At 40.9% G+C, this 21,294-nt stretch carries 19 protein-coding genes and 1 tRNA gene; 11 read left to right on the top strand and 9 right to left on the bottom strand.

Translation table 11 applies throughout. The annotated features are described in order from the left end of the window. Positions 1–60 precede the first annotated feature (60 nt). The 3 genes from TVG_RS02690 (at position 61) to thiD (ending at position 2,972) form a co-directional block, all read left to right on the top strand. A complete protein-coding gene (locus TVG_RS02690) occupies positions 61–1,317 on the top strand; it encodes an amidohydrolase family protein (protein ID WP_010916773.1) in 1,257 nt (418 codons plus the stop codon). 104 nt (positions 1,318–1,421) lie between these two features. After that, complete coding sequence (locus TVG_RS02685; RefSeq protein WP_010916772.1) at positions 1,422–2,102, top strand: helix-turn-helix domain-containing protein; 681 nt, start codon at positions 1,422–1,424, stop codon at positions 2,100–2,102. 69 nt (positions 2,103–2,171) lie between these two features. Next, complete coding sequence (gene thiD, locus TVG_RS02680) at positions 2,172–2,972, top strand: bifunctional hydroxymethylpyrimidine kinase/phosphomethylpyrimidine kinase (protein ID WP_010916771.1); 801 nt, start codon at positions 2,172–2,174, stop codon at positions 2,970–2,972. Positions 2,973–3,101: 129 nt separating this feature from the next. Here thiD and TVG_RS02675 read toward each other — a convergent pair whose 3' ends face one another. Genes TVG_RS02675 through TVG_RS02665 form a run of 3 tightly spaced genes read right to left on the bottom strand, consistent with a single transcriptional unit; the run spans position 3,102 to position 6,355 of the window. Continuing rightward, complete coding sequence (locus TVG_RS02675; RefSeq protein ID WP_010916770.1) at positions 3,102–3,875, bottom strand: ABC transporter ATP-binding protein; 774 nt, start codon at positions 3,873–3,875, stop codon at positions 3,102–3,104. Between the two features lies 1 nt (position 3,876). Then, on the bottom strand, positions 3,877–4,797 hold the full coding sequence (locus TVG_RS02670) for an ABC transporter ATP-binding protein (protein ID WP_010916769.1): 921 nt from the start codon (positions 4,795–4,797) through the stop codon (positions 3,877–3,879). A 4-nt stretch (positions 4,798–4,801) separates the two neighbouring features. Further along, complete coding sequence (locus tag TVG_RS02665) at positions 4,802–6,355, bottom strand: APC family permease (protein ID WP_010916768.1); 1,554 nt, start codon at positions 6,353–6,355, stop codon at positions 4,802–4,804. A gap of 139 nt (positions 6,356–6,494) precedes the next feature. Here TVG_RS02665 and TVG_RS02660 point away from each other — a divergent pair, with 139 nt between their 5' ends. From TVG_RS02660 to twy1, 4 genes are all read left to right on the top strand, one after another. Then, positions 6,495–7,538, top strand: coding sequence for an AIR synthase family protein (locus TVG_RS02660; RefSeq protein WP_162009530.1), 1,044 nt, complete (start codon positions 6,495–6,497; stop codon positions 7,536–7,538). Further along, positions 7,535–8,170: a thiamine phosphate synthase gene (thiE, locus tag TVG_RS02655; protein WP_010916766.1), complete on the top strand. Its 636-nt coding sequence runs from the start codon at positions 7,535–7,537 to the stop codon at positions 8,168–8,170. Before TVG_RS02660 ends, thiE begins: the two co-directional genes overlap by 4 nt. A 73-nt stretch (positions 8,171–8,243) precedes the next feature. After that, on the top strand, positions 8,244–9,878 hold the full coding sequence (gene thsB, locus TVG_RS02650) for a thermosome subunit beta (RefSeq protein WP_010916765.1): 1,635 nt from the start codon (positions 8,244–8,246) through the stop codon (positions 9,876–9,878). Between the two features lie 73 nt (positions 9,879–9,951). Then, the gene (twy1, locus tag TVG_RS02645) at positions 9,952–10,890 is read left to right on the top strand and encodes a 4-demethylwyosine synthase TYW1 (RefSeq protein ID WP_010916764.1); all 939 of its coding nucleotides are present in this window, start codon (positions 9,952–9,954) and stop codon (positions 10,888–10,890) included. Positions 10,891–10,892: 2 nt separating this feature from the next. On the opposite strand, the gene TVG_RS02640 is transcribed toward twy1, so the two are convergent. Then, the gene (locus TVG_RS02640; protein WP_010916763.1) at positions 10,893–11,768 is read right to left on the bottom strand and encodes a TIGR01777 family oxidoreductase; all 876 of its coding nucleotides are present in this window, start codon (positions 11,766–11,768) and stop codon (positions 10,893–10,895) included. An 85-nt stretch (positions 11,769–11,853) separates the two neighbouring features. Between TVG_RS02640 and TVG_RS02635 the strand changes: the two genes are divergently transcribed. Beyond that, the gene (locus tag TVG_RS02635) at positions 11,854–12,843 is read left to right on the top strand and encodes a kinase (RefSeq protein ID WP_010916762.1); all 990 of its coding nucleotides are present in this window, start codon (positions 11,854–11,856) and stop codon (positions 12,841–12,843) included. On the opposite strand, the gene TVG_RS02630 is transcribed toward TVG_RS02635, so the two are convergent. Next, positions 12,829–13,323 (bottom strand): hypothetical protein, encoded by a 495-nt coding sequence (locus tag TVG_RS02630; RefSeq protein ID WP_010916761.1) that lies wholly within the window; start codon positions 13,321–13,323, stop codon positions 12,829–12,831. The genes TVG_RS02635 and TVG_RS02630 overlap by 15 nt on opposite strands. A 281-nt stretch (positions 13,324–13,604) precedes the next feature. Here TVG_RS02630 and TVG_RS02625 point away from each other — a divergent pair, with 281 nt between their 5' ends. Further along, the gene (locus tag TVG_RS02625; protein WP_010916760.1) at positions 13,605–14,423 is read left to right on the top strand and encodes a universal stress protein; all 819 of its coding nucleotides are present in this window, start codon (positions 13,605–13,607) and stop codon (positions 14,421–14,423) included. Positions 14,424–14,435: 12 nt separating this feature from the next. Here the strand turns inward: TVG_RS02625 and kdpC are convergent, their stop codons facing one another. The 4 genes from kdpC to TVG_RS02605 all read right to left on the bottom strand — a co-directional run bounded on the left by kdpC (position 14,436) and on the right by TVG_RS02605 (position 20,541). Further along, the gene (gene kdpC, locus TVG_RS02620) at positions 14,436–15,065 is read right to left on the bottom strand and encodes a potassium-transporting ATPase subunit KdpC (protein ID WP_010916759.1); all 630 of its coding nucleotides are present in this window, start codon (positions 15,063–15,065) and stop codon (positions 14,436–14,438) included. Continuing rightward, positions 15,059–17,065, bottom strand: a complete 2,007-nt coding sequence (gene kdpB / locus TVG_RS02615; protein WP_010916758.1) for a potassium-transporting ATPase subunit KdpB — start codon at positions 17,063–17,065, stop codon at positions 15,059–15,061. Before kdpB ends, kdpC begins: the two co-directional genes overlap by 7 nt. Further along, positions 17,062–18,819: a potassium-transporting ATPase subunit KdpA gene (kdpA, locus tag TVG_RS02610; RefSeq protein WP_010916757.1), complete on the bottom strand. Its 1,758-nt coding sequence runs from the start codon at positions 18,817–18,819 to the stop codon at positions 17,062–17,064. Before kdpA ends, kdpB begins: the two co-directional genes overlap by 4 nt. A gap of 174 nt (positions 18,820–18,993) precedes the next feature. After that, the gene (locus TVG_RS02605) at positions 18,994–20,541 is read right to left on the bottom strand and encodes a tRNA uridine(34) 5-carboxymethylaminomethyl modification radical SAM/GNAT enzyme Elp3 (protein WP_010916756.1); all 1,548 of its coding nucleotides are present in this window, start codon (positions 20,539–20,541) and stop codon (positions 18,994–18,996) included. A 130-nt stretch (positions 20,542–20,671) separates the two neighbouring features. On the opposite strand from TVG_RS02605, the gene TVG_RS02600 reads away from it, so the two are divergent. Further along, positions 20,672–21,154: an adenosine-specific kinase gene (locus TVG_RS02600; protein ID WP_010916755.1), complete on the top strand. Its 483-nt coding sequence runs from the start codon at positions 20,672–20,674 to the stop codon at positions 21,152–21,154. Between the two features lies 1 nt (position 21,155). Continuing rightward, a tRNA-Arg gene (locus TVG_RS02595) sits at positions 21,156–21,228 on the top strand. Positions 21,229–21,294 lie beyond the last annotated feature (66 nt).

Genomic DNA, 21,294 nt, shown 5'->3' with positions numbered 1-21,294 from the left:
TAAAGCCTTTCAGATAACGATATCTACGAAACATAAATATTAAGCTTGACATGAACCAGTATGTCTATTGCAATATCAAATGCCATCATAGTTACCCAGAATGACAATAGAGACGTTTATAGAGGGAATGTAAAAATTGATGGGAACAAGATTCAATATGTTGGCAAAGACGAGGTTGATGGTGACATTTTAATAGACGGTACAAACAAGGTACTGATGCCTGGCTTGATAAACACCCATGCACATGTAGGGATGTCAGCTTCGAAGGGCCTATTTGACGATGTCGATCTTGATTCTTTTTTAAAAAAGACGTTTGAGTATGATTCTGATAGAACAAGCACAGGCATATTCAATTCAGCGAAACTAGGCATGTACGAAATGATTGGCAATGGGATTACTGCCTTTGTAGACCTTTACTATTCTGAGGATATAATAGCTAAAGCTGCGGAAGAAATCGGAATAAGGGCCTTTCTATCATGGGTGACGCTTGACAAAGAGTTGACAACACAGATCGGAGATCCTGTAGAAAATGCTGAGAATTTTATAAGGAATCATGTTGGAAATAAGTACGTTGTACCATCGGTGGGTGTACAAGGCATATACGTTGCAAATGACGACACGTTCAGGAGGGCTATGGATTTAGCTGAAAAATACGGCACTATACTCCACATGCATCTTTCAGAGACCAGAAAAGAGGTATACGATGCCGTAAAGAAATTAGGAGAAAGGCCGATAGAGCATCTCCATAATATAGGTATTCTCAACAAGAGAGTCTTAGCTGCCCACTGCGTTTGGGCAACCTACCACGAAGTCCGTTTACTTTCTAAAGATGGCGTTAACGTATCGTGGAATTCGATCAGTAATTTCAAACTGGGCACCGGAGGTATACCGCCGATACCAGAAATGATGCGGGAAAACGTAAATGTAACCATTGGAACTGATAGCAACGGTAGCAACAATTCGCTGGACATGTTCCAGGCAATGAAATTTTCAGCTATATCTGTAAAAAATTATAGATGGGACGCATCTCTTATGAAAGCGCAGGAGATCCTTGACATGGCAACCAGGAATGCAGCTCGTGCTCTTCAACTAAATGCGGGATCCATAGAAGTTGGCAAATTAGCTGATGTTGTTTTACTGGATGCTACTATACCATCAATGATCCCGACCAACGAAGCAAATGCTGTAAGCAACATAGTTTATTCATCTAGCCCGCAAAATGTAGATACGGTTATTATAGACGGGGAAATAAAAAAAATTAACGGAAAGATCCTTGGCTTCCATAGCAATAAATTTACAAATTCAGAGTTCAAGTAATCGCAATAGGGAATAATTTAGAACGTAAAACAATGAGAATATTGTTTCGACAAATGCCGCATCTAACTTCGACAAATTTTTATTGACATAGTCACTTCACATATATGGACATAGAACTGAGGGAAAAGATAGCCGGAGAAATAACACTTTCAGATTCGCCTGCAGAAACTATAAGAAAATGGCGTGAGGAATTTAAAGTATCCCAACTTGAACTCTCAAATTTTCTCAACCAGTCTCCGTCTGTAATAAGTGATTATGAAACGGGGAGACGAAAATTTCCCAGCATCGCCTCAGTAAGGAAAATAGTAGATGCCTTAATAACTATAGACGAAAGGAGGGGAGGATACGTTATAAAGAAGTACAAGAGCGGAGTACCTTCAGATGCATTAATAGATATAAAGGATTACGACAGAGATGTCCCACTTGAAAAAGCCATACGCGCGATGAACGGCAAGAATGTATCGCATGTATCGGTGGAGAGAAATATACGAGGTTACACAATAGTAGATGGTGTCAAGGCGATACTTGCTTTTTCATATTATGAATACAGTAAATTGTATGGCTGGTCTAGTGAGAGAGCAATATTCTTCACCGATGTAAAATTTGGAAGGAGCCCTATGATAGCTATAAGAGTACATCCGCTAAAACCAGCGGCTGTCGTATACATACAGCCAGACAACGTGGATGACCTTGCCATAAAACTGGCAGATATTGAGAATATCCCCCTCCTCATTACAGAGATGAGCCCTGAAGCTGTTTCCCATGTCATGAGTCAGTTAAGATAGAATTCTCATTATAATTAGCCTCCTCTTTCATAAACAAAAATTAACATTTCATTATGCGATGCTAATCTCATGCCAATACCAAAAGCCTTAACAATTGCGGGTTCGGATAGCGGAGGTGGGGCAGGCATCCAAGCCGACCTAAAGACGTTCAACTCCCTTTCGGTCTTTGGGATGTCAGTAATTACTGCTGTTACAGCTCAAAATTCTTATGAAGTTTCCGGTATATTGCCTGTGCCACCAGAATTTGTGAAACTGCAGATAGACACAGTCGCTAAGGACATAAAGGTGGATGGGGCCAAGACCGGCATGTTATTCTCGAGCGAAATAATTAAAGTTGTAACGGGATCGATAAAAGATTATTCTATAAAACCTGTTATAGTGGATCCTGTAATGGTATCAAAAAGCAATGCTAGGCTTTTGAGAGAGGATGCGATCGAATCGCTAATAAAATATCTTTTACCGGAAAGTACAATAGTTACACCAAATATTCCAGAGGCAGAGATTCTAGCAAGTATGTCCATATCCACAATAGAGGATATGAAGGCTGCAGCTGAAAAAATAGGTACAGAAATTGGCTTGAAAGTACTAGTTAAAGGAGGACATTTCAATGGGCCGCCAATAGACATATACTATGATGGCTCAAATATCCTCAAATTTGAAGGTACAAGGTATGAAACTAAAAATACACACGGTACAGGCGATACATTATCTTCAGCTATACTTTCCTTTCTTATAAAAGGATACAGAGAACAAGAGGCGATAGCGTTGGGGAAAGAATATGTGGAAGGATCAATAAGGAATTCGTTCCCAACAGGATCAGGCTTTGGATCGCTTTGCCACTGGTGGCGTTATGGTGAATGCCATCCATGATGCTTCTATACTTTGCATAATTTTACAAAAATAGTCCTTACCGTAATTTAAATGGGCTGTTAATTTTATTTAAAAGTACGGAATTGCTGAGTCGCATCCTATTTGTATATCGGCTGAAATGTCACACCATCATTTTAGCAACCCATCATATATTTTTCTATAGCTCTTTAGGAGCTTCTTAGTTGTTTCATGCGAAGGGGTAGATAAAATGCCAGAGAGCTCTTGATCTTCCACTATAGACCCATTATCCATTACCAGTATTCTATCGGCAACATACAGAACCTTCCCTATGTTCTGGTCTATATAAATGATTACTCTTCCTTTCTTGTTCATCCTTAAATAGTTCAAGAGGAACATTGAATTATATGAATCCAACATAGAAAATGGTTCGTCTAGGATTATTATGGCTGGATCTGCGATCATGGCTATTATGAAGGCCAACCTTTGCCTTTGACCGCCAGAGAGGTCTTCGACTATCGAATCACGATACCTGCTCTCTGGCATACCTAGATATGTCGCAATTTTCCATGCTTCTTCTTGTACTATGTGAATAGATTGAGCTGCAGTGTCTATGTGCCAGCCAACAGTCCTTAGTGGCTCCAGAGAGGTGTATGGGTCCTGAAATACGTACCTGACAATACCTGCGTAGCTTTTAAGATCTGCAGGTTTCATCCTCGTTACTTCTTTGTTTCCGTAGTATACAGATCCGGAGTCTGGCCGATCATAGAGCACAGATATGTTGGCTAACGTTGTCTTACCAGACCCGGATGGCCCTATTACACCATAGATCGTTCCCTCATCGAATTCATAAGAGATATTTTTGAGCGCTGGAATATCTACCCATTTAAATGCGGATGTGCGCCTCTTATAAACTTTTGAGATATTCTCAATGTATAACCTCATACTAAACCACTGGATTCAGGCACCTGTATTTGTGGCCCTCTCCGAACATGTTTATGTGAGAATCGCATCCTTTTATCTTATTTTTGCAATATATGGAGTAAGGGCAACCATTCTCACTAAATTCTGTCATAGGAAACTTGGGGAACCGATCTCTTGTTTTGTGTGCAGGCAGCATATTTATAAATTCGTATGTAAAAGGATGTTTTGGCCATTTCGATAAATCATTGGGTGTTCCGTTCTCTACAATCCAACCACCATACATTATATAAATAAAATCAGATGCATAAAATACAGGCTCAGGACTGCTTGATACAATTATGAATGAGGAACCGTAGTCCTTTGCGAGCTTTACTATTATGTTAAGGATGCCTTCAGCAGTTATTGCATCCTGTGATAATGTTGGTTCATCCATCAATACAACTAGATCACGCTTCGCCATTAAGATAGACATAAGCAAGACTATCTTATGTCTAGTACCGTAACTAACTTCGAATGATTTGAGCTTCAGCATCGATATATCCAAATCGATTAGTTTAGCTATTTCCGAGACTTTGTTTATGTCGTAAACAACGTTATGTTGCTTTAGTATCTTCTTTACCTGATCCTCTATCGGCCATATGATATCCAAGGAATCCAGAGAATTTTGAGGTACGTAAATTACTGATCTCCTATAATTTTTGGTATCGCCAGGCATGATGGGTTTTCCATTAAAAATTATTTCTCCAGATTTTATGTGGGTCTCCAAGAGTATGGATTTAAGAAGCGTTGTCTTTCCCGATCCTGACAAACCAGTAATTCCAACAATTTTGCCACGATTAAGTTCAATATTTATGTTGTGTATAATGCCGATGTATTTTTCATTGGTGAGATATCCAGCGTTTAGATCCTTAACGGTAAGTATTGGCAGTATTTCTTCATTCATGATGTTATCTCTCAAGATCCTCTTCCTTGACAAGGTTTACGGTCTTTCCAGCATTCTTTATTACGTCTGGCTTTACCCGCCCTAGAAAAACAATGTATATTATCATGAAGACTATGTAAACGACGATCGCCTCAACTGCCTGTGTTATCGGAAACACAGGCGGTATTATAGATTCATATAGTACAAATACGAATATACCGGTAGCAACGGATGGAAGTAAATAATGCTCTATGGGATGCGTTATCTTATGCAGACCGTAGTGCTTCTCTTTTAGCCTTCTAAATAGTGTCATAACTGATGTGTTAAGAAGCAGATGTACCGATATCAAGCCGACCAATGCCATTGTAGATAGCAGATCAAAGGAGTATTCGAGTATTAAATTGACTTTTTCGATGTTATGAGACGTTATCAGGTATAATGGTGCATACCCCATTGCAACCTCCACTAGGAATGGAATAAGCATCGCCGTTGCTATCGATACGACTGCAATAAAGATAAGAGCTACATAAGGACTTCCAAATCTCTTGCTGATCTTGGAGAACTTTTCTGGTATTACGCGGTCCCTTGCCATTGCAAAATAAACTCTGCCAGCATTTGCCTGCATTGCAACAGAATCTGAAAAAGCGGAATTAAAAGCTACAAGCGATAGCAGCAATCCACCTGTTATTCCTGCGTACATCGTCGCCACTATGACTCCCGGTATAGCTGAAGTTGCAAAAGTTGCCATATTTGTCGTGCCCCACCCTACAGTAAGGGCGTAGGCTACTTCTGTCAATATTGCACCAACAATCAGAAGTCCCAAAACGAGTGCACGGGTGATGGATCTATGTACTTTCACCTCTTCACCCAGAGGTGCAGATCCTCCGTAGCCAATGAAGCTTGTCAATCCAAATATCATTCCAAGCCCTAGACCGGCAAACGGCCCTCCGATAGGCTTGAACTCTGAATAGTATGAGGACCAAGCAAACGGGTTGAATACCTGTATCGTATTATCTGGAGAACGAAGAATTATTATAAGACCAAGAACACCAAGAAAAGCGACTTCAAAAATAGAGGCGTATTTAACGTACTTCATCTGCGGCCTAATACCAAGTATCGCTAGGATTATGGGTGCAACTATAAATACCGCGATGAAAGGAATCCATATCCAAATTGGCAACGTTATATGAAAGAAATATGACATTATCCCTGGGAGCAGTATACCAGCAACATATACCGGTATCGCGGCCGTGCTTACAGCTTGATACATAACGTATAGGAACCCAGATAGTACAGCGCTCCTAGCCCCAAGAGCTGTGGATATATATCCGTAGTATCCGCCTGCACTGGCATGATGTTTAGAAAGGTGATAGAGAGTATTTACTTCCAAATACATTGTTAATGTAGCTATTAAAAAAGCCAAAGGCGTAAGGACGTATGCAAACATTGCTGCTGAGGTCATGAACGCTACAGTATCGCAGGCAGGAGCCATAGCCGATATCTCTTCTGCTATAGCTCCCCATGTGCTTACATCACCATGCAACCTCTTTGATTCGTAAGTGGTATTCCCAACGTTCATTGCCCAGTAATTATTTCGTATTATATAATATTTCCATAATGCTAATTAATTTAGGCTTATGCTAATAATCACACCTCGCATTAAAACCCTTATTATGCTGGTTAGCATTCATCCAATAAGCACGCGGATGGTGATGTATTTGGAGAATCCTGGGAAATTAGATAGAAAATTTTTCACCGAGAGTATACTTCGTTACACTGGATATAGAAGACCTGAAGATAAGGTTCCACCAAAGAATGGAGTTGATACTGGCATTATAAGCATCGGTAACGGAAAGGTAATGGCTGTGACAACTGATCCATTCTATTTCGACCCTGTGTTTGGTTATGAAGATTCTGCTTGGTTTGCATACCACATATTGGCCTCTGATATAACCACGGCGGGTGTTTATCCCGAATATATGACAGTAGATCTAAACCTTCCCATTAGCATTTCTAATGAAGAGATAGCGAGAATGTGGAAGACTGTACATGAAGAGGCTTATAAGTACAAGACATCGATCATAACGGGGCATACGGCTAGGTATGCAAATACAGGATTTCCAATGGTAGGCGGAGCAACCATGTTTGGCTTCACCGATGATGACAAATATGTAACTACAGCTATGGCAAGGCCAGGTGACATTATGATTATGACGAAAACTGCAGGCATAGAAGCAGCATCATTACTCACTAGGATTTTTCCAAATCACGTTAAGAAAAACCTTGGTGAAGATAAATATCGTTACGGCTTTGAATTGTTCAGGAAATTAAGCACTGTGGATGAGGCAATTCAGGCTATTGAATTTGGAACAAGAAAAGCGATAACCAGCATGCACGATGCCACTGAGGGAGGACTACTTGGAGCAGTGTACGAAGTCGCTGAAGCCTCTGGAAATGGCGTATCAATCGACAAGGAAGCTATACACGTTGACGATTACGTAAAGGAGATACATTCCCTATTCGGAATCGATCCCTTAAGATCCATAAGCGAAGGCACGCTGCTGATGACTATTGATCCGGAATATGCAGACGAGTTCATGAAGAGACTCACGAAATCAGGAATAGACTCTTATGTAATAGGAAAGATGACAACGAAGGATGAAGGAATTAAATTCAAGGATGGATCAGAGCCAATAGGTGAACCGGAAAAGGATCCTTTCTGGTATGCCGTTGAAAAATCAATGAAGATGGGGCTTTCATGAATGAAAAAAAGCTTAGAGGGCTCTATCTCGTAACGTACGACTACTATGGTGCCGAGTTTTACGAAAAGATCATCGATGCCATAGAGGGAGGTGTCGACATACTACAGTACAGGGACAAAACGAATGCATATTCAGTTAAGCTGCAGGTTGCGAGAAAACTAACATCTATTGCTGCAGATTATGGTATACCATTTTTCGTTGATGACGATCCTAAATTAGCTAAAGAAGCTGGTGCAGATGGAGTTCATATAGGTAGAGATGATCCTCCAATTGAGCAAGTTAGGGACGTTTTCAATGGCCTAATCGGAGTATCAACCTACGGAAACCTCGAACTTGCAACTGAGGCTGAAAAAAAGGGCGCAAGCTATGTTGCATTCGGCTCCTTCTTTCACACCGATACAAAGAAGGACGCAGGAATTTACGATATAAAAATACTGGAAAAGGCAAGACATTTTGTGAAGATACCAATTTTTGTCATAGGAGGCATAAATCTAGAAACTATAACAAAATTTTGCGGCTATAGCATAGATGGCATCGCAGTAGTTTCAGCTATCCTTGCAGCTGAGAACGTAAAGAAAGCAGCCAAGGAACTAAAGGAGAAAGTTGAGGATATTATCAACGGTCGATGTTAAAACATTATTATAAATTAGAGATTATTTCTAGAAATGCTTATATAGAAGTTTATTTTTACTCTGTTAGATAGCTATGATAGCGGGACAACCAATATTCATTCTTAAGGAAGGTACAAAAAGAGAGAGCGGCAAGGATGCGATGAAAGAGAATATAGAGGCAGCAATTGCGATTTCGAACTCTGTCAGATCCAGCCTTGGCCCAAGGGGAATGGACAAGATGCTGGTGGATTCTCTTGGCGACATAGTAATTACCAACGACGGTGTTACAATTCTCAAAGAGATGGATGTAGAACACCCTGCTGCCAAAATGATGGTAGAGGTATCTAAGACACAGGATTCCTTTGTTGGAGATGGAACAACCACCGCAGTGATCATCGCTGGCGGCCTACTACAGCAGGCTGAGGCACTTATAAACCAGAATGTACACCCAACGGTCATATCTGAAGGTTACAGAATGGCTTCTGAAGAGGCAAAGAGGATCATAGATGAAATATCAACAAAGATCGGCAAAGACGAAAAGGAGCTCCTTATAAAGTTGGCACAGACATCACTTAACAGCAAAAGTGCATCTGTAGCAAAGGACAAACTCGCAGAGATATCCTATGAAGCTGTTAAATCTGTAGCAGAGCTTAGGGATGGGAAGTATTACGTGGATTTTGACAATATACAGGTCGTAAAGAAACAGGGTGGTGCAATAGATGACACTGCGTTGATAAACGGAATAATAGTAGACAAGGAAAAGGTCCACCCTGGAATGCCGGATGTAGTTAAGAATGCAAAGATTGCCCTCCTAGATGCCCCACTCGAAATTAAGAAGCCTGAATTTGATACAAACCTCAGGATCGAAGACCCGAGCATGATACAGAAGTTCCTAGCGCAGGAAGAAAACATGCTCAGAGAGATGGTTGAAAAAATTAAATCCGTGGGTGCCAACGTTGTAATTACCCAGAAGGGAATAGACGACATGGCCCAGCACTATCTATCGAAAGAAGGGATATACGCAGTACGCAGGGTAAAGAAGAGCGATATGGACAAACTCGCAAAAGCTACAGGCGCGACAGTTGTCTCAACTATAGATGAGATTTCGGCTAGTGATCTTGGATCCGCTGACAGAGTAGAACAAGTCAAAGTTGGAGACGACTACATGACCTTTGTTACTGGCTGCAAGAATCCGAAAGCGGTAAGTGTTCTAGTTAGAGGCGAGACTGAACACGTTGTTGATGAAATGGAGAGATCCATAACTGATTCGCTGCACGTAGTTGCCAGTGCTCTCGAGGATGGAGCCTATACCGCTGGTGGTGGAGCAACTGCAGCAGAGATAGCAGTAAGGCTCAGATCATATGCACAGAAAATAGGTGGCAGGCAGCAGCTTGCAATTGAAAAATTCGCAGATGCCATCGAAGAAGTGCCCAGAGCCCTTGCTGAAAACGCCGGATTAGATCCTATAGACATAATACTGAAGCTGAGAGCTGAACACGCAAAGGGCAACAAATATGCTGGTGTAAATGTATTCAGCGGCGAAATAGAGGACATGGTTAACAACGGAGTCATAGAGCCAATAAGGGTGGGCAAGCAGGCCATTGAATCTGCAACCGAAGCTGCAATAATGATACTCCGCATAGACGATGTGATTGCGACAAAGTCGAGCGGTTCCTCTTCGAATCCACCTAAGTCGCCGTCTTCTGAGTCCTCATCAGGTGAGGACTAAAATTTAATGTAATACATTTTTAAAATTATTTTTGTTACGATTTAGTTAAATATAGGTTCTGCATGCATTATCCGTGAATAACCTCTACGCTGACATATACAAGAAGGAACATTACGGGCTTGTCGGAAAGCACTCTGCCGTAAAGGTATGCCACTGGACAAAAGATGAACTCTTAGGAGGCCAAGGCTGCTATAAAAACACGTTTTATGGTATAAAATCACACCAATGCATACAGATGACACCAGCCTTAAACGCATGCACAGAAAACTGTGCTTTTTGCTGGCGCTTTCAGGGTTTTGATTCCATGCATATTTCCGATGAAGATGACCCTGAATTTATACTTGAAGAGAGCATTAAGCAACACCTGAAGCTAATATCCGGATTCAAGGGAAACCCAAAGGTATCTAAGGAGATATGGGAAGAGGCCACACACCCAAAACACATGGCAATATCGCTTACGGGCGAGCCAACCCTATATAGCAGGCTTGGAGAGCTTATAGCAGCGGCAAAGAAGAGAGGCATAAGCACGTTCCTTGTTACTAACGGCACTTTGCCAATGGTTCTTGAAAAACTCGATCCTTTGCCAACACAACTATACGTAACTGTAGCTGCACCAAACAAGCAGATATTCAATCAGCTTCTTCAGCCATCAATAGGCAATGGATGGGAAAATCTAAACAAGACACTTGAACTATTGCCAAGCCTTAACACAAGGAAGGTTATAAGGCATACCCTCGTTAGGGACGTAAACATGCCATACGTTGAAGAATATGCTAAACTCGATAGTAAAGGAGATCCAGATTTCATTGAAGCTAAGGGTTATGTACACGTAGGATACTCAATAAGCAAGCTTAGCACTAATAATATGCCTCCACACAGTGAAATACTAGAATTTTCTCACAGCCTCTCCGAAAAACTTGGATACCAATTTGTTGCAGACAGAGTAGAAAGCAGGGTAGCCATGATTGCAAAAGATCCGTCCAAGGCAAAGATAGATTTTTCTAACATTTAAGATTATTTCATAAGCGAAGCTATGGATGATGCAGCTGTATTTATATCTGGAAAATCAAACTTGAATCCGGCCTGAATCAACTTCTTCGGAATAACTTTTTGACCTGACATAAGTTCTCTGTACATCTCAGATCCAAGTGCGATCTTGCCTAAGAATTCCGGTATGGATCTTATGTGGCTACCAAGACTTTTTGAAAAAGCCTCAGCAAACTCCTTGAATGTGACTGGCTGAGGAGACGACATATTCACTGGCCCAGCGATACTAGCGTTTTCTATAACGAACTCTACAGCCTTTACGTAATCGGCGTAATGCATCCACGATACGGGTTGCCGCCCGTCACCAAAGTACATTACGTTTTTTGACTTTGGATTGATGAGAGCAGAGAGGAATCCGCCCTTCGGACTTAAAAAGTTTGCCGTTCTTAACAATACTGTCCGGCAAATCCCATCTGCCTGCATCGCTTCCTCTTCCCAGGATCTTGCAAGATCAGCCAAGAAGCCACTTCCAAACGGATCTTCTTCTGTGAGTTCCTTATTGGTATTGTGACCATAGAAACCTATGGCAGATCCAGATAGAAACGCGGAAGGCTTCTTTTCTAAGTTTCGTATGAAATTTACCACCAGCCTTGTTGTATCTATCCTACTTCGCACTATCTCTTCCTTAACTTTTCTGTTCCATCTCTTGGATGCGATGCTATATCCTGAAAGGTTAATCACGACATCACATTCCTTAATTTTGTCTATTTCGTCCAATCCGATAATATGCGCCTGACCTTCTTGTCCCTTCGCCGATCTTGACACTATGTAAAAATCGTGAGGCAACGATGAATATATGGCTCTCCCTATGAGTCCTGTCCCTCCAAATATAACTACTTTCATGGAACACACAACTATTAAGAAAAATAAAATAGTTTGTGTTATGAGAGTTAAACAATATTTTATAGTGTATTTATGATATTCCAGAGTGATACTTTCATACAGCCCACTCCGTATAACATTTGGAGGCGGTGGAACAGATATAGAGCCGTTCGTATCGAAATACGGTGGTGCGGTAGTCAACGCAACTATCGACAGAGGTGTAACCGTAAGGTACATAGACGACGGCTACCAGACAGAATTATCATCTAGAGACTTTGTTAAAAGCTATATAATAAACATGCACGGCCCAAGTACAGTATCTAGTAGGATGTTAGATTACCTTTTAAGAAGCGGCCTAAGGACTGGCAGAATAATAATGAGCGGTGACGTGCCGCCCGGTTCAGGGCTCGGATCCTCAAGTGCAGCCATGTCAGCACTTGTCAATCTAACTTCGATAATAAGAAAAACGAAGTACAATTGGGAAAGTATTGCCAGGGAATCATACAATATAGAAAAGAATTATTTCCACATAGTTTTGGGGTTACAAGATCCATATGCAATTGCACTCGGTGGGTTCAAGTTCATGGAGTTCAACGGCGATGGTGTAAAGTATGAGATGCTTGACAAGTATGGGGACTTCACATCTGAATTAGAAAAGAGAATTATCCTCATATATACAGGCCATACTAGGCAGAGTTCAGAAGTACTTATAGATCAGGTCAGAGCGGCCACTCAGGGCGATCAGGAGACCACGGAGAAACTTTTACAGCTAAAAGAGGTTGCCTTCAGGCTTCGAAAAGCAGTGATCGATAACGATTACTCCGAATTTGATCAGGCAATAAATTACGGCTGGGAAATAAAGAAGACCCTAGGGCAAAAGACTACGAACAGGCGTGTAGACACCATAATAGAGAGCGCCTTGAAGAACGGAGCATCCGCAGCAAGGCTGATGGGCGGCGGATCTCAGGGATTCATCCTTGTTCTTTCAAGACCTGGAAAGATAAACGAACTCCAGAGAGCAATGATGAATGCTTCTAACTTTGTAGTAAGGACTTCGTTTGACAAAAGGGGGACAAGGCGTCTATTTATTCGCTGAATCCCTGAATATAATATTCTTCACGCTGTCAGGGAACCCATCTACTTGGGTATACGTATCGTCTGGAGGTACACCAAGATAGAACGCTGTCTTAAACGGCTTATCAATCGGGTATTCCACTAAATAATATTGGCCTCCCATATCCTGATATACATGCAGAAGTGCCACATTCACGTACGGCATTACGACGTTTTCCGAAACGTCAAGGAAATCACGTAAAACCCGTTCTTTCACCCATGGCGAGATAACAACCATAGACGATCCGGCCATGATGCTATCTATTAAGTCGTTTAGCTTCCTAGCTAAATTGACGACTACTATGCTAAAAAAATGGGATAGGTAAGTGTATTCACTTACATTGAGGGTGTGATGCTGTATGGCGTCCATGTCTAATACCATTATTGTACTCTCCCCGAGAAGGCTTTTCACAGCATCTCTATCTACAGTGCCGTCGTATATAGATATAGTTTTAATTCTCAATGTAGGTATATTGTATAGGATTGATTTATATTTTTACCATGTTGCCTTTTGTATCCGACAACAAGTTGCAGTTATTATTTTTTATTGCTGGTAATATATTTAGTTCATATTATTAAAACAAAGTGTCAAACAGTACCATTATTATTTAAATAATCATTGATCATAATAATCTATCTAAGGCAACATTTTTCATATACAGCAACTATCGAGTTAGATAAATAATATCAGCATTATCTCTAAAAACACAAAAGATTAAATAACAAATGTGAGTACTATTTACTATGTTTGAGATCCCAAGACCATACTCACTACACTTGGGCAAAATAGCTGTACCCATGGCTGAAGGCCGAAGCTCAAGGCGCGTCCTTCACATAGCTATGGCTCTTGCAGACGTATTTGGATCTGAGATAAGTGCCGTAACGGTGAGGGATCAGGCCAAAGATATAATGTGGACAAATAAGATAAATGTCGTAACCAACGCTTATAAAGAAGGGTTAGCTAGAAATATAAAGATAATACCAAAGATCATAACAAGCAGCGATGTGAAGTCAGCGCTCATCAACGAAATAAACAGGCATTCTTATGATCTAGTGATAATAGCCTCTGAAAAGAGATCGATAATAACAAGAATAACTTCTGGCCCTGTGTCAAATCAGGTTATAAAGAAGGCAGAATCACCTACTGCACTTGTATCTGTAAAAACCCAAAATTTTCCTTACAAATCGATCTACATACCACTCAGCGAAACCATAAACACAAGGAGTGCAGTGGCCTTCGGCCTTACGTTAAAAAAAGTTATGGGGGCAAAAGCAGTGTTGGCTGACCTTAGGGCGTTTGATTCAAATCCTACACATAGGTTCAGCTATATTTTCGACTATATGAATGAGATAGTGTCGAACTTTGGTGACAACGTAACTGTTATAAAGGGTGGAACAAAATATGACCTCAAAGAATCTGTCCTAAATGGGGCAGCAAGCACAGGTGCAGATGCAGTTGTGCTTGGAGTAAAGGCCGGTGAAAACGGAAAAATACGTGTTAATAGCATTATTAAAGATCTCATGAAAACAGGAGACTTTGACAGTATACTATTCAAAAAATAATCCTTCGAATTTTCATGGCGGAATTGAATTTAGGGATTTTATGTACCCATTATTCATTAGGTACTCTAAGATATTAACGTTAAGGTACATTATATTGACGTAATAGGAACCGAAAAACGGGAAGTTCTGCGTTGTATACTTGTTTACAAGATCGTTTAGGTAATTCTCCCATAAAGATACAGAATTATTGGTTATGCTGTGAAGTGCGATTGATATTCTTGGTATTTGTATTAAAGCACCCTGTAAAGGTATATTCGGATCCAAGCCAGAGGCAGAATATGAGAGCATTGCATAAGGGATCTGAGATGCGTTTATTCCGGGGTTATCCTTCAGAAACTCATCCAAATATTTTTCTGTGAGGTTTAGCACCTCAGGGTTCCCTAAGGAATAGGGGTATGAGCCTGATTCACTAAGGTTATAGCCTATGGCAGAAGGCCTTGGATGGAAGAATATTGAAGAATTAAAGGCTTCAGCCAGCAAATAGCTTCCATATACCTTACCATCTATCTTAATTGGCTGGCCCTCGGACTGGTTAGGCAGAGCCTTCTCGGTGATCAGCGAAGTAACGGTAGGGAATAAAAAGCCCAATACGAACAGGAATACGAGCGAAATAACCAACGCCTTTAGTGGACTCTTCACCATGTCACCCCCCATGCAATGAGCAGCATATATATGAGCTTAATAGCTATAAAAGGTGTAATAACTCCCCCAATACCATATATCATAAGGTTGCGCTTTAGCATCTCAGAAATTGATGTGGGTTTATAATGTACTCCGCCTAATGCCAACGGTATCAAAAAGACTATAATGATAGTATTGAAGATCAAAGCTGATGTAACTGCAACTATGGGATCTGTCAAGTCAAGGATATTCACGAGAGATAAACTTGGAAACATATAAAATATAGCTGGTATTATTACGAAATACTTCGATATATCATTTGCTATACTAAACGTTGTTAGCGATCCTCTAGTTATGAGTATCTGCTTGCCAAGAAATATTACATCCATAAGCTTTGTCGGATTGCTGTCTAAATCGATCATATTTGCGGCCTCTTTTGCGGCCTGAGTACCATTGTTCATTGCCAGCCCAACATCCGCCTTAGCCAAAGCTGGTGCATCGTTCGTCCCATCTCCGACCATGGCAACCATCCTCTGGCCCTCCTTCTCCCTTATCACAACGTTGTACTTGTCCACCGGCTTAGAGTTGGCAATATATTCGTCGATGCCTGCCTGGGCCGATATGTATTGTGCTGTTACCTCGTCATCGCCTGTGCACATAACCGTCTTTATGTCCATGTTTTTAATCTCGGATATTCTCTCTTTAATGCCAGGCTTTATCAAATCCTGAAGTTCGATGACACCAGCAAACTTCCCATTGTGAACAACAGGTATGGCTGTACCTCCTCGCATAGATATTTCCTTGCATAATGCTTCTATGAATTCATCTGCGACTTGGAACTTCTCCTTTAAGGCCTTAAGGGATCCCTTTATTACAGTATCGCTAGGAGATTGTATACCACTGAATTTTGTTTCAGACGAGAATGGTATGAACTCATAACCCTTAAGATCGTCTTTGCTTATCTCTGCTCCTTGTTTTTTTGCCAGTTCGAAAATCGATAGGCCTTCCTTAGTCTGATCGTAGTATGATGACATGGCGGCAAGTTTTGCAAACTCTACGTCTGATATGCCCTTGTTCGGATAGAATTTTACAGCTTTCCTTTCTCCTATGGTAATTGTTCCGGTTTTGTCTAGGATTATAGTGTCTATGTCTCCAGCGTTCTCTATTGCCCTCCCACTCTTTGCAATTATATTGTATTCGGATACCTTATTTATTGCAGCTATACCTATTGCCGGCAACAGTGCTCCAATTGTTGTTGGAATCAGAGCTATCAGCAAAACTATGAGCATCACAATATTTGCTGTCCTTCCAAAGTAATGTGAAATAGCGAATATAGAAGCAGTTATTACGAGGAAAATAAGTGTAAGACCTGACAAGAATACGGTAAGCGATATTTCGTTTGGAGTCTTTTCTCTAGTCGACTTTTCAACGAGTTCGATCATCTTATCTATAAACGTGCTGCCTGGGTCTGCTGTAGCCCTTATCTTTAGTTTATCTGTAACAAGCCTCGTCGATCCAGTAACGGTATCGCCGATTACCTTCATTACTGCCCGTGATTCTCCCGTTACGTTAGATTCATCTACGTAGCCTGAGCCTTCAATTACTTCTCCATCTATTGGCACTATTTCGTCTTTGTAAATAATTATTATATCATTCTTTTTCAGTTCGTTCGATCTCACATCGACTATATTTCCATCTTTTTGTACGTGAGCAATAACATCGGTCTTGAATTTCTTTAATGAATCAGTTATTGCTTTACTCTTTCCTTCGGACAAAGCAGTGCTTATGCTTGAAAAAAACACAGTAAGGAACAACAACACAACTACTGCAACATAAAAAGATCTATACGTACCAGTGTATGGCACGCCGAAGAAACTGGGGAAAATGTATATAAAAATAGATACAAAGAGTGATACTTCGGTTAGAAACATTACTGGATTGTGAAGGAGTACATCCGGCCTCATGTTTTTAAGTGTCAACTTTAAATCTCCATAAACCGTGTAAATTATGTTCTGGTTCACAGAATCGCCCCCACAATCAGGCTAAAATCGTGAGTCCAAGATAGAAGCGGCCCAAGTACTATTATAGGGAAATAAGATAGAAGGCCAATTATAAGCATTGCAGATATTAACAGAAGTGCAAAGACTGAGTTGCTTGTATCTATCGATCTTAAATACTGAACCTTGGCTTTCTTAATAGAAAAAGACTGCGCTATAACAAGCTGGAACCCCATCAATAAGTATCTGCCAAGAAGCATAATAACCCCGTCCAGATAATTAAAGTACGGTTGATTTGTTAAGAAACCACCCATCTCAGATCCGTTGTTTGAAGCTGCTGAAGCAAATTCATAGAGTAATTCAGTTATTCTCGAAGAGTTTGGATTTACAAATGTAGAGCTCAGGTGCGGTATCATCAGCGTTATCCCCAACGGAATTACAACAAGGAGTGGGTGCGTGACTAGTGAGAGCGTAGAGTACTTTATTTCTTTGGAGCCTATCCTGAGGGACATCAATTCTGGCAGCTTTCCAACCATAAGCGAGCCGATGAAAACTGTGAATATGATATACATAAATATATTGAGAACTCCTGTTCCTACTCCACCTAACGGGTCATTTAAGAGTAGGCCTATCAAGACGCCAATTATTCCGGCAGGAGTGTAAGAGACGAGGGCTCCATCAGAAGCACCTGTAGAGGTTAGAGTTGCGCCCACAGCGAATATGCTGCTCTGAGATACTCCGATCGCAGTCTCTTTCCCAAGCATATTTCCAGTATAGTATCCAATGTGCAAGAAGGGGACGCCAACGTATTCGCCAAAGAAAGCGAAGAGGCCGTCAAAAACAAAGAAGAACATAATCACATAATAGAGCATCCTTCCGAACTTTCTATCTTCAAATACGATACCTAGTGCCATGAGGGAGCCTAAGGGTATAATTGTGAACGAAACAAATTCAAGCAAATTAGTAAACCAGTCCGGATTCTCAAAGGGAAAGCCAGCATTCGCACCGTAGAATCCACCGCCATTTGTTCCAATATTTTTTATTGCTTCAAGCGTAGCTACCGGCCCAAGCGGTATGTTCACGGTATTATTCGTAAAAAAAGGCGTTACAGATATGAATCTTTGAATTGTTTCTGGTACTCCAGCGAGTATGAGTATTATCGTAACAAGTATAGAGAGGGGGAGTATCAGATCAAAAATTGATACAAGAAAATCATGATAAAAATTGCCTATTTTTCCTACATCTGTGCGGAGACCCCTGACAAAAGCCATTGAAGCTGCAAAACCTGTACCAGCAGATAAGAACATTAAGCCGGTGATAACAAAGGTCTGGCTAAAGTAAGACAGCCGAAAGGGGTTAGAGTAGTGCTGCAGATTTGTGTTTGTCAGGAAGCTAACTACTGTGTTGAAGTCAAGTGAAGGGCTCATGCCAGTCGCATAGTATGAAAAAGGCAAGTATTTCTGATACATTATAACGAGAAAAGATATAAGACCGGCAAAAAAATTGAAAAGAAGAAGATTTATAAAATACTCCTTGAATTCCATTTGATGATTCTCGCTCTCCCCTATAATTTTTTCGAAGAATGATATTACAGAACCAGTTAGTTTTCTCAGGAAAGTTGGCTCATCCCTGTATATCTTAGCAATATAGAATGATAGGACGTAGGAGAAAATTGATGTTATTCCAAGGTATATGAATATTATTATAACACCTGAGACAGCTCTCTCCGTAGCAAAGAACTTCGACCAGAAATACACATCCTCTGCAGGAAATATCATATCTTTTCTGCCTCTAATATGCTATATATAAGGTAGATCGCCATAATCAACACGATCGTGGAAAGTATGATGATTGAGGCAAACATCTTTCCGTTAGATTAGTATATGATATTTAAATTTTACACAATAACTTAATATAGATAAAATTTCCGAAACAATGAAATGAAATATGCATTACTTTAAAGATTTTGCAACGTACGGCCCTAGGTCTTCATATCCTATCTTCCTGAAGTACTGCCTTACTCCTATACCGCTTATTACCAGTATACGATCCAAGCCAAGGTCATCCCTCGCTATCCTTTCTGCTTCTTCCATTAATCGCATGCCATAGCCATGATGCTGCCAATTCTTTAAGTCTCTGCGGCCTACCGGCACCTCCTGCCCGAACACCTTGAGCTCACGAACTATTGCAGATCCAAGCATCTCTTGTCTATGCGCCATTTCGGATGGCTGTCTCAACCTTACGAAACCAACTATATGATCGTCATCGGTCACATAGGAGATAAAATATTCCGTGCCCCCTGCAGCCTCATACTTGTCAACACTAAGATGGATGTTTTCAACGCTTCCGTTGTAATGTCCTATTTCACGGTACCTTATCTCCCTAGTTTTTGTACCTTCCTTCCTAATTCTTTCTTCCACTAGGTTCCTTAGATCTGATCTCTTAACACCGGCTACAATAAACTGAACAGGTATGTCTCTTTGTATCCTTTGCACCCTTATCCACGGCGGCATCATCTTCATGAAGTCAACTATTAATTCGACCGTCTCTTCGGTTGTATATGGCCTATACTTTCCATTTTTCCACAGGTTGTATAGAGCCGTGCCCTTTGTAACCAGAGTTGGATATATTTTCAACATATCTGGCTTAAAACGTTCATCGTTAACCATAAGCAAGAATGATTCCCTATCTAGTGAAGGGCTTGAACCATACATACCAGGCATTATATGGTATACGATCTTAAGCCCTGCATCTCTGGCGAGCTGTGTGGAACGGGCTATGTCCTCTACTGTATGCCCCCTGTTGTTAATGCGGAGTATGCGATCGTTTATATTTTGAACTCCTAATTCTACCTTAGTAGTCCCGTAATTCAGGGCATCATCTATCTCCTTCTCAAAGAACCAGTCTGGCTTTGTCTCAACAGTAAGGCCTATGCATCTATGTTCACTCGTCTCGTTTATCTTTATTGCCTGATACAGATCGTTGGATATGTATCCGTTCATAGCATCCAGACATCCCTTTATAAATGAATTTTGATAGTCAACAGGCCTTGCAGTGAACGTGCCGCCCATTACTATGAGGTCTATCTTTGAAGTATCGTGACCGATAGTTTCCAGTTGCTTGATCCTGCTAAAGGTCTCCATGTACGGATCGTACCTATTGTTCCTTCCGCGAAGGGCTGCTGGCTCAAATCCAGTATATGATTGTGGTGAATTGTTGTCTACTCCGCCTGGGCAGAAGATGCATTTTCCATGAGGACAGCGATCCGGTGATGTCATAGCTGCAACAACAGAAACCCCAGATATCGTTCTTGTAGGCTTTCTCCTCAACATGCTCTTTACATCGTCATCGAACTCGTACGAATTTAAAATTTCAACATCTCCAGGAACATAATCAAGATGGTACTTCCTAGACAGCTCTACCTTTAGATCTTCGAGTTCCTCTTTGCTTTCAATCTCGCCGTTTAACAGTTTCTCCCTGATTTCGGAGAAAAAATCCATGCAACTCAATTGATAATCCGTTAATAAGAATATTCCATAAACCATCACCAATTTATAGGATATCAAAGATTATCACGCAACAGATCGCACTAGGGAAAGCAATTTAAGAAGATAAGCAATTACAACAAGTATGGATATCGAAGCTGTGGATATGATAGTACCTAACGATTCGAACATAATAGTTGGTTATTCTCATTTCATAAAGACTGTAGAAGACCTCAACGAGATAGTACATACAAGCATGCCAAAATGCAGATACGCGATTGCATTTTCCGAAGCAAGCGGTGATCGCCTTATCAGGTACGAAGGCAATGACGATGAACTTGTCAACGCTGCGATAGAAAATATCAAGAGAATATCTGCTGGGCACACGTTTGTGATATTGCTGAGAGATGCATATCCGATAAACATACTCAATGCAGTAAAAAGCTGCCAGGAAGTAGGTGGTATTTTTGCAGCTACAGCAAACAGCCTAAAGATAATTATATACAAGGGAGAGAATGGGAATGGCGTACTTGGCGTTATTGATGGCATGTCTCCAGTAGGCGTTGAATCCGATGACGATAAGAAAAAGAGGAGGGATCTGCTAAGGAAAATAGGATACAAACAGTGAAGGGCCCGTAGTGTAAACGGATATCACAGGGGCCTCCGGAGCCCCTAATCCGGGTTCGATTCCCGGCGGGCCCGTTTAATTTATCCCGGAATTTCCCCTCGATTGCCTTTATTTTAAGAACTTGGCCAATTAGACATCCT

Source organism: Thermoplasma volcanium GSS1 (assembly GCF_000011185.1).
GTDB classification, from domain to species: Archaea; Thermoplasmatota; Thermoplasmata; order Thermoplasmatales; family Thermoplasmataceae; genus Thermoplasma; species Thermoplasma volcanium.
This window is presented reverse-complemented; position numbering and strand designations above follow the sequence as displayed.

What these genes read in the sequence shown, in the direction of transcription:
- TVG_RS02685 (WP_010916772.1), top strand. Translation starts at nt 1,422, where the DNA reads ATGGACATAGAACTGAGGGAAAAGATAGCCGGAGAAATAACACTTTCA.
- TVG_RS02625 (WP_010916760.1), top strand. Translation starts at nt 13,605, where the DNA reads ATGTTTGAGATCCCAAGACCATACTCACTACACTTGGGCAAAATAGCT.
- thiE (WP_010916766.1), top strand. Translation starts at nt 7,535, where the DNA reads ATGAATGAAAAAAAGCTTAGAGGGCTCTATCTCGTAACGTACGACTAC.
- TVG_RS02665 (WP_010916768.1), bottom strand. Translation starts at nt 6,355, where the DNA reads ATGAACGTTGGGAATACCACTTACGAATCAAAGAGGTTGCATGGTGAT.
- TVG_RS02670 (WP_010916769.1), bottom strand. Translation starts at nt 4,797, where the DNA reads ATGAATGAAGAAATACTGCCAATACTTACCGTTAAGGATCTAAACGCT.
- kdpA (WP_010916757.1), bottom strand. Translation starts at nt 18,819, where the DNA reads ATGATATTTCCTGCAGAGGATGTGTATTTCTGGTCGAAGTTCTTTGCT.
- TVG_RS02600 (WP_010916755.1), top strand. Translation starts at nt 20,672, where the DNA reads ATGGATATCGAAGCTGTGGATATGATAGTACCTAACGATTCGAACATA.
- TVG_RS02605 (WP_010916756.1), bottom strand. Translation starts at nt 20,541, where the DNA reads ATGGATTTTTTCTCCGAAATCAGGGAGAAACTGTTAAACGGCGAGATT.
- TVG_RS02690 (WP_010916773.1), top strand. Translation starts at nt 61, where the DNA reads ATGTCTATTGCAATATCAAATGCCATCATAGTTACCCAGAATGACAAT.
- kdpC (WP_010916759.1), bottom strand. Translation starts at nt 15,065, where the DNA reads ATGGTGAAGAGTCCACTAAAGGCGTTGGTTATTTCGCTCGTATTCCTG.
- TVG_RS02640 (WP_010916763.1), bottom strand. Translation starts at nt 11,768, where the DNA reads ATGAAAGTAGTTATATTTGGAGGGACAGGACTCATAGGGAGAGCCATA.
- thsB (WP_010916765.1), top strand. Translation starts at nt 8,244, where the DNA reads ATGATAGCGGGACAACCAATATTCATTCTTAAGGAAGGTACAAAAAGA.
- TVG_RS02675 (WP_010916770.1), bottom strand. Translation starts at nt 3,875, where the DNA reads ATGAGGTTATACATTGAGAATATCTCAAAAGTTTATAAGAGGCGCACA.
- thiD (WP_010916771.1), top strand. Translation starts at nt 2,172, where the DNA reads ATGCCAATACCAAAAGCCTTAACAATTGCGGGTTCGGATAGCGGAGGT.